Genomic DNA, 13,638 nt, shown 5'->3' on the forward strand with positions numbered 1-13,638 from the left:
CGCAGGAACCGGCCGAAATACAGGTGTTCGAAATCTCTGCCGGGTCGTTGGACCTCACGACACAGCCACAACCACGCAGACGGAGGACCGACGTCGACCACGACCGAACCAGACCACGACATGCCGCAGATCGCGCGGAAGACGGCAGCAGCCGACGGGGTCTCAAACGCCGAACACGAGCTGTAGGGCGGACGGCTCCGCTACGACCAGTCCTACGTCCGCCATGAGGGCCCGCTGACCCGGCTCGGCTTCGGGCACATGGCGGCCGCGCTGCCGCGCATGTCGGCGTACACGCGGGCATACCCAGCCGCGTACAGGTGAACGTGCTCAGCGTTCGGGTACGCCTGATCGTGGGCAGCGCCGTTACAGAGCCCAGATGTGGAGGGCGTGGTTGAGGCTGGACACGGTGTACCAGGTGCCGTCTCCGAGAGCCTTGGGCAGGCCGGGCACCTCGAAGGGATAGGCGATCTGGCCGATCAGCTGCATGTGGACCGCGTCGACGAGCCAGTGCCGGCCTGTGCCGAACTCCTCGTCGCTCTCGACGGTCCCGACTACGAGGGTGTTTTCGTCGACGAAGCCGCCCTCGTAGTCGAAGAACGCCTGCGCCTCGTCATCTGTGGTCTCCTCCTCGAACACGGGATGCGGGGGAAGCACCTCCGCGTTCAGTTCGGCCACCACGGAGCCGTCGGCGACCCGATGAACGGCGAGAACGTCCTGGTCATGGGTCACTGTGAGCAGACGGTCTCCGCTCGGGCTCACCCCCAGCAGGACGCGGTCCTCGTCGCCGAAGCTGTGGACAATGAGGGCGTGACCGTCCCACTTTCCCCAGCGCAGGGGTGATCCGTCCTGGCCTTCTCCGATGGTCAGACCCATCTGGCCGGGGTCCGGATGCGGGACGTGGACGGAGCCCGCCGCGGCCGTGCGAGTCTGGGTGCGGGCCAGCACCGTGCCGTCAGCGGCGTCGATGACCAGCCACTCTTCCCTGCGGTCGTGGTCCGGAGCGTCGTGCTCCAGAGGACCGTGGACATGGGCCCACACGGTCTTCCCGTCCGAGGAGAAGCCGGCCGAGCCACGGTTGGCATAGCGGTGGTCTCTGTTGTCTGCGTACTCGGAGAAGTCTGTGTGCCCCGCGCACCCTGCCCAGCAGCGGTGCCGCAGTTCCCACCGTGGGCTTCCCGACTGGTCAACGGCTCGCAGTGCATGCGGTCCGGCGAAGACAACCAGGTCAGCGGCAGGCGACACTGCGCTTGTGCCGAACCGGCGAGGCCAGGGCGCCGGAAAGGAGACGGTCGAGGTCGTGGCCGGTGGCTGGTCTTCTTGGACGATCAGCTCTGTGTCCCCTCGCTGTACGAGGAGCCGCGGTGTGGGCCGGGGCTCCAGATGAGGCGCTGCGTCGGCCCCGGAGAACGGGAGAGGGGCCGCGAGCGTAGTCACAAGGCGAGCAAGGCGGGGCACAGGCGCTCCGAAAGGACTGGGGGACTCTTGCCGGGACTCTATGACAGGCCGCTGGCCCCCTGCGCAGTCAGCCCTCTCCACAGCACTGACCAGGATGCACGGCACCGGAGGGATGCAGAAAGAGGGCACGTTTCTCCGTACCCGCCTGGGCACAGAAGGGCGTACCCCGACACCGGCCTGTTACGGGGTTTTGTGGTGGCTGCCGGCCGGCGGTGGTCTGCCACTGGCTGTCGGGGGACCGAGGTGATCGCCATCCGTACCGCGACCGCGCGGCTTACTTCCCTGGTGCAGCAGGACAACTGGCTGCACCAGGAGTTGCTGTTCCTCGCCGGCACGGAAGACGCCGTCGAGGTGGCGAGTGAGCACGCCATCCCGCGCACCGGCACGCCATTGCCCTCACCGGCGCGGGAGGTGCGGACGGAGAGGGTGCCGTTCACCTACCCGGGAGCCGGCTCTCCTTCCCTGAAGGGGGTGAGCGCGCGAGTACGCCGTTCAGCGGCGTGTCCGAGCGCCGCCTCCCGGTTCCCCGCACGCGGACGCCCGAGAAGGTTTCCGGCTGTCTGCGCGGCACGTCCTGTGCCCGCCCCGGCTGTCCGCCGCCCGCCACCGCGCGTTCGGGGCCGAAGCCCTCCGCCTCCTCGACGCGCACGCCGCGGGCGGGGTGCCGCAGGAAGAGGCCGTTTTCACCGTGCTGCCCGCCCGCCGCCCCGGAGGACACACACGACCGGCGCACAACGGCGGCACACCGAGCCGCTCGACGTCCGCCTCATCGCACTCCGCGACGGCAAGGCCGGACCCGGAGTGCTCCTGTCGCACCGGGACGGCGCCGTCCGGAGGGGCGGCTCCGGCGCACTACGGCCATGAGCGCGCCTCCTCGTATTCCGCCGTTCTTCACCATGGCGTCGTCAGGCGCGCCTTGGGCCGTTTCCTCAGGTGACAGGGGACTCGGGGCGGGACCGGCACGCGGTCCGGCGGAGTGTGCGGCAGTGTCTGTGCGAGCGCTGTGAAGCGCGTCTGCCGAGGTCAGCCGCTTCGGCCGGTGGACGCCTCGCCGGATGCCCCACTGCAGACGTACGCGCAAGCCCGGCACGAAGTCGCCCCGATGCTGCTGGACCGGCTCGCCGACGCCGAAGAGGCCATCCGTGGCGGTCTGCGCTGACACACCCGCCACCGGGCAGGCGGTGGATCGATGAGCAAGTTCCCTGCCCGGAGCAGAGCGAACCCGCGCGCGCGTCGCACCCTCCAGGGTTCCGCGGACCCGTCGGCTTCCGGCTGCTCCACGGCCAAGGTGCGCCCACGTCCACGGGAGAACCGCTGGTCACCGGCTATGTGTCAGCCGCAATGGCCCCATCCCTCAGCAGCCGCGCCAGGCCGCGGCCACCGAGCCCGCCGGGCTGCGCGAGCGTGCCGAGCGCGCGGCCCGGCAGGGCAGGACCGCACGGAGCAGTGCGTGCCACGCGGCCGAGTCCCGTGTGCCGGCTTACGGGGCCGGACCGCGTGTCGCGCGAGAAGACGCTGACGGGGTGGGCCCGTCATGTCACAGCAGCCCTCCCAGCGGCAGGATGCGCTCGGTGATCCGTCCACACAGCTTCCCTTGGGCGATGTCGGCCTCGGCGAGCCAGTCGGCGGCGATCAGCAGTTCGGCGTGCTCGGCGACTTGCTCGGGCGGCACGCCGCAGAAAGCGGCGGCGTGGTCCAGGTGGAGTCCGCCGTCCTCGGCGTGCCCGAGGCGGCCGTCGGGGCGGGTGTGGGCGACGGTGTACAAGGCCAGGAGCCGGGTGGTGGCGCCCAGCTTCTTCTTGCGGATCTTCCGGTCGCCCACGACTTTCTGGGCCCAGCCGGAGAGCCTCGCTCGGGTGGTCTTGCCGAAGTCGAACGGGCGAGGGTGTTCGGGCAGCAGCGCGGGGACGGTGAGGGTGGTGGGGTCCTCGGGCCGGGAGGCCATCACCTGGGCGACGGTGCCGGGCAGGCGCAGCCAGCCGGCGTCGACCAGCCGTTCCAGTACCTTCTCGGCCTCGCCTTGGAGCCAGCCGGTGAGGTCCTGGCCGGTGACGTTCCCGGTACCGGCTCTCGCGGCACGCAGGGTGAGCATGAGCACCGCCAGGCGCACCTCGGCGTCCGGGTGGGGTGTGTGGGCGGTGACGTAGTCCAGCACGGTGCGGGCGTGCGCGGCCTGTTGCCGGGTCAGCAGCCGTTCCACCACCGGCTGGTCACCGGAGGCCGGGTCGCCGACGGGCCGGCCGGTGCGGTTGGCGTGCATCTCGCGAGTGGTCTGCGCGGCTTTCTCGGCGCGCTCCGCCTCGTGGCGCAGGGAGACGTCGCCGCTCACGTCGGCCCACAGGCGGAAGGCGCGGGCCTTTCGGTCGTGGAGTTCGGCGAGGAGGGCGAGGTCGGGCTCGGTGCGCTGCTGGTAGGCGCGGAACGCGTCCCCGAGCTCGACGAGTTCCACTCGCAGGACATCGGGTTCGAGGTCGTGCGGCACGACCCGCTGCGCGATCTTCCCCCATCGCTTCGTCCGCCGGGACGCTGCTCCCGGTGAGGCGGCGCGGGCACGCGGCACCGGACCCGGTGCCGTGGCCGGGGAAGACGAGGCCCCGGCCGCCTGGGGAGGACTGTGGTCGGAGAAGACCGTCGGCACACCGTTCGCCCCTGTGGCACCTGCGGGTTCCCGCTCCGCGGCCGGCTTCGCGATCGCCGCCCGGTCCGCCGTGGCCGTGGCGGTGCGGGCCGGGGAGGGGGCGGTGTCCAGGACACGGCACTCGGGAGTGGCGGCTGCGCACCGTGCGCACATCTCCGCGATCCGCCACAGCCTTCCCGTCCGGTCCGCGTACACCGTCAGGACGATCGGGCCCCCGCATCTCACCGTCCCCGCTGCCGGCCGCGTCCCGTGGCGCCGTCCGGCGGCGGGGACGGGGGTGTGCCACGCGCAGTCGGCGGCATGGCAGGCACACCACGCCTCACCGTGTGGCCCACCGCCCTCGCGGATACGGGCCAGGTGCATGTTGACGTGTTCGACCGCGGCCTTGCGTCCCGCAGCGGCGCCGCCGGGAAAGCGTTGATCGGCGCAGGCGGGGCGGGAGCAGGAGAGCCTCACCGCGCCGGCGGAGAGGCGACCGTAAGGGTCCAGGCGCACCGTCCATACCCGCCCCGCGACGCGCTCCTGCTGCGTGTCGGTCTCCACCGCCATGTTGCGTCCTCCAGCGTTGCTTGTTCTCCGGGCGGTCCCCATCATCGGGGATACCAGAAGCGCCCGGCCCGGCCCGGCGTGTCGGCATCCCGTCCCTCGGAGCGGCGAGTTCGAGCGGCGCCGTGAACATCTGCTGCGGCGTCGGGCGCGGTGGGCCGGTAGCGTACTCCGGACGACCGCGGGAAATGATACGACTTGGCTGGTTGTCATCCGGGAGAATCCGGCATCGGGCAAGTCGTCGGTGGCGGCGAAGGTCCGGGACCGGTTCGGCCGCGGTCCGGTTCTGGTCGGGCAGGGCAGCCTCCGCAGAGCCGTACTGCCGCGAGCGTGGCCTTCTTCCCGGTGGGTCCGTGACCGTCGTCGGCGCCGTCAGCCCACCGTGCGCCATGACCGACCGCGTCATGAACAGCACCGGCCTGGCGCGGCTTCCCGCACATGCCGGGTGAGGCCCCTTCGTGGGCTTCTCCTCTCAGGTCCATGAGCCGCAGACGGACTGACGGTCGGTATCTGTCCCCAAGCGGACCGATGCGGTCAGTCATGCACCGAGAAAGTGGGTGTTGTGTTCTTCTCCGGGACTTGAGGGATTCGGTCGGCCGGTGACCGCATATGGTCAGGTGATGCTTGCGAGGGATGTGTGGCCTGTGCACTGCACGAGCCGGGATCTGCCACAGCAGCGTGAGCTGCCGTGGCTCCCGCCGAACGCGCCTCACGAGCACGGGTCGGGATGGGATGAGGCCGTGGTTCCCGACGGGATGCCCTACCCGCTGTCACCGTGCTTCGCGGACGATGTCGAGCTGAATGCGTACTGGTTGCGCCCCGAACTGATCGAGACGCCGCTCGACAGATCCGGGATGTCGGCGGCGGCTCCTGCCAGGGCCGGCACATCGGTGAACCGCTCGGCTCCCCGGTGGACTCTCTGTTCACCGTCTACGGCGAGCACCAGCGCCCCGCCCGGGCAACCCGCTGCCCTGGACACAGCCTCACTGCGCTCGGCCACGCCCAGGGCGTGGCGGCATGACCGCCCCATCCCGGCCAGGCCACTCGTCGGCGCCGCCCGCCCGCGGCCCGACGGATGATTCGCTCCCGGCCGGACCGCCTCCTCCGGTACCCGGGACTGAGGGGATGAATGAGCAACAACATCGTGTCGGTCTCCGATCGAAGGGTGGCGGCGATCCCCGTCCGGGAGTGCGGCGAGGATCTGCGTGCCGTCCGCGACGACGACGCAGAGGTGCGGTCGGCGGCGGACGGCTCCCGCTGAAGCGCGACCGTGTTCCCTCTCGCCGAGGCCGAGCGCCTGTCGTTCAGCGACTTGACGACGGGTGACCGCCCCGAGGCCCTTCTGAACTCCTGAAAGGATCAGTTGGCTTGTCGTTCCGAGCCCCCAGCGCGTCTCGCCGGTCTTCAGGATCCCGGACGGCGAGAGGACGGACCGGGGTTCTGCTTTGCCGGCCGGAGACATGGCATGTGCCCGCACCGCCGCGGCGGCCTGCGCAAGGGCGTCACTCAGGCGGGGAACCGCCACGTGATCCGTGACGAGAACCGCCCGCAACCGGCCCCGGCCCCCTGGAGGGCTGCCCTACGAGACCACCGGATACTTGCCGTCATGTCCCTGAATCCCGATGACGAGATCCACAGCCGCGCGGAGCCGGCAGCTTTCGTCCGTGAGCTGCACCAGGACTTCCTGCGGCAAGGCGATGCGTGGGAGAACAGCACACGCGCCCGCTCCCCGGAAGCCCTCGCCGCATGGGTGGACGACTCCCCGGGCTGGTACCGGAACTTCGGCAAAGAGCTTCCGGCAGGAGGTTGACTGGACCTTCATCGCCCGCGCGCTCCAGGCAGCCAAGGTCTACGAGTAGTCCATGGCCGGTCTTGTGCCGCAGGGATCCATCGTCACAGCGGGGGCGGTGCGCAGTTCCTCGGCTGCGCTGCGGTTCTCGTCCGGGCCCAGGACGGCGCTGGGCCGGCAACGCGTCCGGCACCGGCCGCACGTGCGGCTGCCGGCCGGTCACCACCGCACGGCGCCGACCACACGTCATCACCGGCTCGTCGGACGTATCGAACGAACCGGCCGACTACCGGTGGACGTCACAGCGGGACCGTCCGCCGCGGGAAGACACTCGCCGCTCTGCGGCGGCCCGAAGGCCGAAGAACAAGCCGAGCAGGCGTTCTTGGCCTCGAAACCGCGGATCAGGCCCCACTTGGTCCGCGCTCGCGGAGGTATGCCTCCAGCTCTGCGGCTCCGGTCAGCATCGCCCGCCCACGGGCGGACAGCCGACCGTGCCAGTCGCGCAGGGCTGCCTCCAGCGGCTCCAGCCCGCCGGCCGCCCGCACCCGGGCGATCAGCAGGGCGATCTGCTCCAGCGGGTAGCCGCCCCGCCTGAGCTGGTGGGCCAGCCGGGCGTCCCGTACGTCGGCCTCGTCGTAGACGCGGTAGCCGGTCTGCGGGTCGCGGCGTGGGCGCACGAGCCCGGCGCGCTCCCATTTACGCAACGTCGCGGGCCGGATCCCGAGCTTTCCCGCCAGCGGCCCGATGAACGTGCCGTCGGTGCTGGGCACCGCGGCCGGCTCGGGCCCGGACGCCGTGGTGGTCTCCAGGTCACGGAGGGCTTTCTCCACGGCCCGGAGGGTCCGTCGGTCGTCGAGCAGCTGGGCGTGGCTCTCGTCGATGAGACGGAACGCCTCGTCGGCCGCGCCCTGGTTCACGGCCCGCATGATCGAGGCCGCCCTCTGGTGACCGTGGCCGGGCACCAGGGCGAGGAACGCGCGCAGGGCTCCCGCGTGCAGCGAGGTATAGGTGCGGTAGCCGTGGGGGGTGCGACCGGCGGCCGGAAGGATGCCGGCCTCCTCATAGTTCCTGATCGCCTGTGTGGACAGACCGTGCCCGCGCGCCAGGTCGACCGGCCTGAGCCGATCGCCGCTTTGAGGGTTTCGCTGCACTCGGCCGACGATATCGCGGAAAAGTTTCAACCGAAGGTTGAACGATAGCGTTGAAGGCATGGCTACCGACATCAAGGACACCGCCCATGCCGTCGAGGCCGCCGCCGTCATGAGGCTGCTTCCGGCCCGGCCACGGCTGCTCGCCCTGGGGGAGCCCACTCACGGCGAGGACGCTCTGCTCGACCTGCGCAACGAACTCTTCCGCCGGCTTGTCGAGCAGGAGGGCTACCGGACGATCGCGATCGAGAGCGACTGCCTGAGGGGCCTGGTCGTCGATGACTACGTCACCTCGGGCACGGGCACCCTCGATGAGGCCATGGAGCGCGGATTCAGCCACGGGTGGGGCGCGTCCGCGGCCAACCGCGAACTCGTGCGCTGGATGCGCGCCTACAACGTCCGCGCCGACAGCGACGGCCGGCCCGTCTCCGAGCGGCTCCGCTTCGCCGGTTTCGACGGTCCGCTGGAGATCACCCACGCCGCGAGCCCCCGGCAGGCCCTCACCGCGCTCCACGGCTACCTCGCGGCCCGGGTGGACCCGGACCTGCTCCCCTGCACCGCGGACATCCTCGACCGCCTGCTCGGCACCGACGACCGGTGGACCGACACCGCTGCGATGACGGACCCGGCCCGGTCCGTGGGGCAGTCGGCCGAGGCCGGCCGGCTGCGCCTGCTCGCCGACGACCTGGTGGCGCTGCTCGACGCGCAGACGCCGCACCTGCTCGCGGCGACCTCGCGGGACGATGTGGAGCGGGCGCGCCTGTACGGGCGTACCGCGGCCGGCCTGCTGCGCTACCACCACTGGATGGCCGACACCTCACCGGCCCGCATGGCACGGCTGTGCGCGCTGCGGGATGTGATGATGGCCGACAACCTCCTCGCCGCCGCCGCTCGGGGCCCCGTCCTCGTCCACGCCCACAACTCCCATCTCCAGCGGGAGAAGAGCACGATGCGGATGTGGGAGGGGCCGGTGGAGTGGTGGAGCGCCGGTGCGCTGGTGAGCGCCCGGCTCGGTGAGGAGTACGCTTTCGTGGCCACGGCCCTCGGCACGATCCGGCACCGGGGAGTGGGCACCCCGCCCCCGGACACCGTCGAAGGACTCCTGTACGCGCTCCCGGAAGACCGGTGCGTCGTCGACGCCCCACGGCTGGCCGCCGTCCTCGGGGACGCGCGGCCCGCGCCCCGCGTATCCCCCTGGTTCGGCTACGCACCGCTCGACCCGGCCCGCCTGGCGGGCAACGACGGCGTCGTGTTCGTCAAGGACGTCCCGCAGAGCTAGCCGTACGGGGCCAGGACGTCGGTCACGCCTGTGCATAGTCGCCAGACCGGCGGTTGGCCTCCTGCTGCACCGTGGGGCCGGCGGTATTCGTGGTGGATGTTCCAGACGCTGAGGGCGTCACGGCGTTGGTCTTCGGAACCGTCTGCGGGTGTGGGGGAACTCTTCGGCGATGATCCGGTCGTAGCGCTCCACCGTGCCGTTGCGGCGAGGCGTGTACGGCGTGATGCACTGGTGACGCGCACCGGGCGGGGCCCGGGCGAAGGCGCCGGCGCGGCGGCAAGTGCCGTTGCTCGTTGTACCTGCAGCCGACGCCCAGGAGCCCCGCGTTCTTCCGGCACCCGCCAGGACGAAGTGAAGAGCTGCTCAGGCGTCACCGACCTGACGTCCCGCAACAACCAGCGCGCCCGGTTCACCACACGGTTCGTGACCGAGCGCCTCGGCCGGCGAGTGCGTGCTCGAGACCTCCGGGCCGCTCCGCCGATCATGGTTGGTAGCCTCCCGGAATGACTGCGACCTTCGGCCAAACCGTCCGCGCCCGGCTGCAAGCCCCCAACATCTGGTACGTCGGCACCGTGTTCGCCGACGGAGCGCCACAGGTCAGCCCGATGTGGGTGGATCTGGAGGGAGAGGGGGAGCTGTCGTTCAACACCTCGGTGGGCCGGGTGAAGGAGGAGAACCTGCGCCGCGACCCCCGTGTCTATCTCTCGCACGCGGACGCCGCCGATCCCTTCGACCGAGTGCAGATCAGCGGTGTGGTGGCCCGCTTCATCGAGGGCGAGGAAGCGCACGACCGGATGGACCGGCTGGCCCGGAAGTACCTGGGCAGCGAGCGGTTCGAGTGGCTCATGCCGGGAGAGCAGCGGGTCGCGGTGATCGTGCGTCCGGTCAAGGTGCGGCACATCGTCGGGGTGGAGCGGTTCCGGCCCGGCGGCCCCGTTCCCGCTCCCTGACGGCGCGACGCCGGCAGGGGAACGATCCGGTCAAGACCAGGACGGCAGGGAAGAACGGCGAGGGCTACGGCACCGGTCTCCGGAAGCACGTCCTTCCTGTCGACGCGGACGAAACCGCCCGTGCAGCCGCCGACCGACTGGAGCGGCTGTGATCACCATGCCCCACGGCCACGCCCCTCCCAGCCGGGACGACCGCGTACCGGCGACTGCCGCCGGCCACCGGGCGCTCATCGGGTGACGAGCCGAACACCACAGCATCGGCGCCGCCCCTTGCCCGTGCCCGGCTCCGTGGCGTTCACAGGTTCGGCCTCCCTGTGCCGTCGAGAGGGTGAAGCACGCGGCCGCCCGCTGCCTCTTCAGCCTCCGATGCACACCCGGGGGCCCTGCTTGGGCAGGTAGCAGGCGCTGACCTGTCCGGGAGTGTCCGTCGTCAGCATGGGTGTGGTGTGATAGCCGCCGGTCTTCGCCGGGTCGTCGTCGGTCACACCGAGCTGTTCCTCGCCCAGGGTGACGACGAGCCGGTCCCCTGGCCGGGAGAACCACATACGGCCCCATGCCGCCCGGCACGCCGGGCGGTAACGGATCTCGAACCGCACACCGCTGTCGGTGCGTTTCCCCGCGACCGCCTCCGAGCCGCTGACGCACCACGCCGCCGCGGGGTTCTCACCGTGACAGGCGCGGCCGGTGCACAGCGTCTGCGCGGTGGAGACGGCCACGGCGGGCCCCGGTGCGGTCGTCCCTCCCACGCTGCCGGCCAGCCACCAGGTGAGGGGAAGAGTGACGGCGGCCACCAGGACGGCGGTGATCGCGACCGTCCGCAAAGAGTAGTGCCGCCAGGCGCCCTTGTCCCTTGACGCCGGAGCCGAGGCCGACGGGGCAGGTGTGGTCTGCGCCGGATGCCGCCCTGTCGTCGTCCGCGCCCGTACCGGGGCCTGGGGCACGGGCGCACCGCCCGCCGGTGCTCCGCCGAGCGACGCGCGGCCGCTCCAGGTGAGTTCCGCCAGCTCCCACAGGGCGAGAAGCGGGCCGGTGGGCTGTCCGGCCAGTCGGCACAGGGCTTCCACCGCCTGCCGCGGGGGCAGGGCCCTGCCGTTCAGGCAGCGGTCCCAGGAGGACTTGCTGTACGCCGTCCGCTCCGCCAGCGCAGCCAGGCTCACATCAGCGTGGTCCTTCAGCTCACGCAGCCTGGTGACGAACCGCAGGCACTCCGGGCTGAGTGTGTCCGGTAACGGTTTCCACGGCATGGTCGTGTTCACCACTCCCGGCGCAGCACGGGCCAGGTGTGCCGGCCGACGATTCCGTCGGGCACCTCGCCGGCGTCCCGCTGCGCCCGCCTGGCGGCGTTGCGCGTGGCGATGTCGTACAGGCCGTCCACCCGGCCGGTGTCGTAACCGTGGTAGCCGAGCAGGCACTCCGCCTCCGCCACTGCCTCCCCTGCGTAGCCGAGCGCGATCGTCTTCTTCCATGTCCGGCTGTGTCCGGCGTGAAGGGCACCGTCTTCCGATCGCACGTCGCATCGCACCGGTGCCGGCCGTGTCGCCGCCTGTGCCTCTTGCCACGGCTTCAGGCCGAGCAGGGCACCGGCTGTGGCGGCGACGACGAAGGCCGCCGTCACCACCAGCGCGAAGAGCGATGCCCTGACGCCGGTGCGGGTCACGGGTTCCGGGCCAGTCGTCGGGCCTGCGGTGTCCTCGCCTCCGGTGGAGGAGGCGGGCCAGACCGTCTCCGCGACTTCCCGCAGCGCGAGCAGCCGGACCGGATCGGCTCCGCTCAGCTCGCACAGGCTTTCCACCGCACGTTGCGGCGGCAGAGTGTGCCCGTTCAGGTACCGCTCCCACGACGATCTGCTGCAGCCGGTCTTGGCTTCCAGCGCTGCCAGGCTCAGCCCACCGCGGTCCTTGAGTCTGCGCAGCTGTCCGACCAGTTGGCGGACGCTGGGGTCCGTCCCCTCGGGCAGCGGCTTCCAACGCGGCATTCCCACCCCCGGTGCACCAGCCGTCGATCAGTCCGTGGCTCCACCTTTTACCGAAAGTCATCGCCATGGAACAAATCGTGATCTCTGTTCGCACACCCGAACGAGAACTCGTGTCCCGGCATGAAAGCGCCGTCCCGGTGGAGAAGGGCCGTCCCACCGCACCGTCCCGCACGTCCCGCCGTTCCGTCCCGAATCTCGGTGTCTTCGCAGGTCAACGCGCGGGACATCCCGTTTCCACCGCACCGCCCGGCCGAAGCTGGCCGGGACGGCGGCCGCGCCGACACGATCGGATCCACCGGCGGCGCGGATCACCCCCGCACCGCCCCGGACCCACCGTGAAGGAAAGGAAATCCCGTGACCGTCAAGCGTCTTGCGCACCGTGGTTACGCCGCTCTCGTGGCCGTCGCCGCAGCGGCCGCCGTCTGCCTGCCCGCCGCCACCGCGGAGGCGAGCGGCACCAAACTGACGCACAACCAGGCCGCCGCCAAGCTCCGGGCGGCCGGCATCACCTGGTCCTCCAGCGGCAACTGCTCCGACCGCAACCGGAAGACCTGCACCTCCTTCTCCCAGATCAACTCCGGCACCGTGAACGGGATCATCGCCTTCAAGCGCGCCAGCGGCTGCCGGGTCAACATCACCGGCGGCACGGAGACGGGACACGCCCGGGGGACGTACAGCCACTGGAACGGCCACAAGGTCGACATCACGCCCACGACCTGCGTCAACCGGTACATCAAGGGCCACTACAAGTACGTCGGCAAGCGGGGCGACGGCGCGTCCATGTACCGGTCCGCAGCCGGCAACGTCTACGCCAACGAGGGCAACCACTGGGACATCACGTACAAGTGACCGGCGCGCGAACCACCGGACACATCCTGCAACCGCCAGTAAAGGAGGTACCTCCGTGTCCATGAGCGTGCCCGTGTTCATCCGGTCCGCCGTCATCACCGTGGCGGCCGCGGCGGTGCTCGTGCCCGCCGCCGCGGCCGCCCTCGGCGGACATGCCGCTCAGGCGCAGACGGCCACCACCCTGAAGTTCGTCCGCAACGCCGCCGACCCGCAGAAGTCGCAGCTGACGGTATTGCGCGGCGACCGCGCCGTGGCGTCCTACCGCGCCGGTTCCGGCCTCGGTGCCGGCCATGCCAAGGGACGGGACGACTGTGCGAAGAACCAGGGGTGGCTGCCGAAGGGCACCTACACCGTCGGCGCCCGCCACACGCGCTACAACGGCACCGTCATCAAGGGTTACGCCATTCCGCTGAGCGACAAGCTCTGCGCGAACGGTCGGACCGAGCGCACGGACCTGTTCATCCACAGCGAGATGACCCGGACCGGCGGACAAGGACGGCCGGAGAACCAGCGCTGGGACGGCCCGGCCGACTACAGGTCGCAGGGGTGCATCAAGCTCTCCCCCGCCGACATCAAGAAGCTGTTCGCCGTCCTCGCCGACGGACCGGCGCCGCGCCGGCTCACCGTCGTCTGAGCATCCCAGGAGCGCAGGGCGCCACGGGAGGTCGGGAGACCTTCCCCGTGGCGCCCTGAAGCGCTCGGGTCCGCCTCATGACGTTCGGCACTGCGGCCGGAGGGGGCGGGCCGCGCGACGGCGCAGGCTCCGGCTTTCGGGCCGCCCGGGTCTTCGTCCCGGACCGCCTCGATCAGCGCGTCCGGGCCTCGGCCTCGGCCGGCAGACGCCGCTGCCGCCGCTGCCGCTGACGCGGGCGGGAAACACCGCCTCGGACTACGCGGCGAGGTGATTCCCGATCTCACCGGCATCTCACCGGCGGCTCGGGAGAGCCCGTCGCGTCCGGAGCCGTCTCTCTCCCCCTTCGCTCTCCCTGTCCTCTTCTCTCCCCCGGGC

The 13,638-nt window shown here is 71.2% G+C and carries 11 protein-coding genes and 1 pseudogene; 6 read left to right on the plus strand and 6 right to left on the minus strand.

Going from position 1 to position 13,638, the window contains the following annotated elements; translation table 11 throughout:
* Positions 1-363: 363 nt before the first annotated feature.
* Complete coding sequence (locus tag ABZ340_RS26685) at positions 364-1,038, minus strand: hypothetical protein (RefSeq protein ID WP_358784367.1); 675 nt, start codon at positions 1,036-1,038, stop codon at positions 364-366.
* A 1,954-nt stretch (positions 1,039-2,992) separates the two neighbouring features.
* Positions 2,993-3,937 carry a hypothetical protein gene (locus tag ABZ340_RS26690; RefSeq protein WP_358784368.1) on the minus strand — a complete coding sequence of 315 codons (945 nt, stop codon included), beginning with the start codon at positions 3,935-3,937 and terminating at the stop codon, positions 2,993-2,995.
* 1,831 nt (positions 3,938-5,768) lie between these two features.
* Here ABZ340_RS26690 and ABZ340_RS26695 point away from each other — a divergent pair.
* Together ABZ340_RS26695 and ABZ340_RS26700 are read left to right on the plus strand one after the other, a co-directional pair.
* Positions 5,769-5,900 (plus strand): hypothetical protein, encoded by a 132-nt coding sequence (locus ABZ340_RS26695; RefSeq protein ID WP_358784369.1) that lies wholly within the window; start codon positions 5,769-5,771, stop codon positions 5,898-5,900.
* A 345-nt stretch (positions 5,901-6,245) separates the two neighbouring features.
* Entirely contained in the window at positions 6,246-6,449 is a 204-nt protein-coding gene (locus tag ABZ340_RS26700; protein ID WP_358784370.1) for a hypothetical protein, read from the plus strand.
* A 380-nt stretch (positions 6,450-6,829) separates the two neighbouring features.
* Here ABZ340_RS26700 and ABZ340_RS26705 read toward each other — a convergent pair whose 3' ends face one another.
* On the minus strand, positions 6,830-7,579 hold the full coding sequence (locus ABZ340_RS26705; RefSeq protein ID WP_358784371.1) for a TioE family transcriptional regulator: 750 nt from the start codon (positions 7,577-7,579) through the stop codon (positions 6,830-6,832).
* A gap of 58 nt (positions 7,580-7,637) precedes the next feature.
* Between ABZ340_RS26705 and ABZ340_RS26710 the strand changes: the two genes are divergently transcribed.
* Positions 7,638-8,855: an erythromycin esterase family protein gene (locus tag ABZ340_RS26710; RefSeq protein WP_358784372.1), complete on the plus strand. Its 1,218-nt coding sequence runs from the start codon at positions 7,638-7,640 to the stop codon at positions 8,853-8,855.
* On the opposite strand, the pseudogene ABZ340_RS26715 reads toward ABZ340_RS26710, so the two are convergent.
* Positions 8,852-9,149 (minus strand): annotated as a pseudogene (locus tag ABZ340_RS26715) (integrase core domain-containing protein); the annotation flags it as partial. The gene ABZ340_RS26710 and the pseudogene ABZ340_RS26715 sit on opposite strands and share 4 nt — an antisense overlap.
* Positions 9,150-9,358: 209 nt before the next feature.
* Between ABZ340_RS26715 and ABZ340_RS26720 the strand changes: the two are divergent.
* Positions 9,359-9,805, plus strand: coding sequence for a TIGR03618 family F420-dependent PPOX class oxidoreductase (locus tag ABZ340_RS26720; RefSeq protein ID WP_358784373.1), 447 nt, complete (start codon positions 9,359-9,361; stop codon positions 9,803-9,805).
* Between the two features lie 356 nt (positions 9,806-10,161).
* On the opposite strand, the gene ABZ340_RS26725 is transcribed toward ABZ340_RS26720, so the two are convergent.
* Positions 10,162-11,049: a DUF2690 domain-containing protein gene (locus tag ABZ340_RS26725; protein ID WP_358784374.1), complete on the minus strand. Its 888-nt coding sequence runs from the start codon at positions 11,047-11,049 to the stop codon at positions 10,162-10,164.
* A gap of 8 nt (positions 11,050-11,057) precedes the next feature.
* Positions 11,058-11,780: a helix-turn-helix domain-containing protein gene (locus tag ABZ340_RS26730; RefSeq protein WP_358784375.1), complete on the minus strand. Its 723-nt coding sequence runs from the start codon at positions 11,778-11,780 to the stop codon at positions 11,058-11,060.
* A 396-nt stretch (positions 11,781-12,176) separates the two neighbouring features.
* Between ABZ340_RS26730 and ABZ340_RS26735 the strand changes: the two genes are divergently transcribed.
* Together ABZ340_RS26735 and ABZ340_RS26740 are read left to right on the plus strand one after the other, a co-directional pair.
* The gene (locus ABZ340_RS26735; RefSeq protein ID WP_358784399.1) at positions 12,177-12,629 is read left to right on the plus strand and encodes a hypothetical protein; all 453 of its coding nucleotides are present in this window, start codon (positions 12,177-12,179) and stop codon (positions 12,627-12,629) included.
* A 61-nt stretch (positions 12,630-12,690) separates the two neighbouring features.
* Positions 12,691-13,263, plus strand: a complete 573-nt coding sequence (locus tag ABZ340_RS26740) for a L,D-transpeptidase (protein WP_358784376.1) — start codon at positions 12,691-12,693, stop codon at positions 13,261-13,263.
* Positions 13,264-13,638 lie beyond the last annotated feature (375 nt).

The sequence above is a fragment of the Streptomyces sp. NPDC006134 genome, assembly GCF_040628835.1.
Classification (GTDB): domain Bacteria; phylum Actinomycetota; class Actinomycetes; order Streptomycetales; family Streptomycetaceae; genus Streptomyces.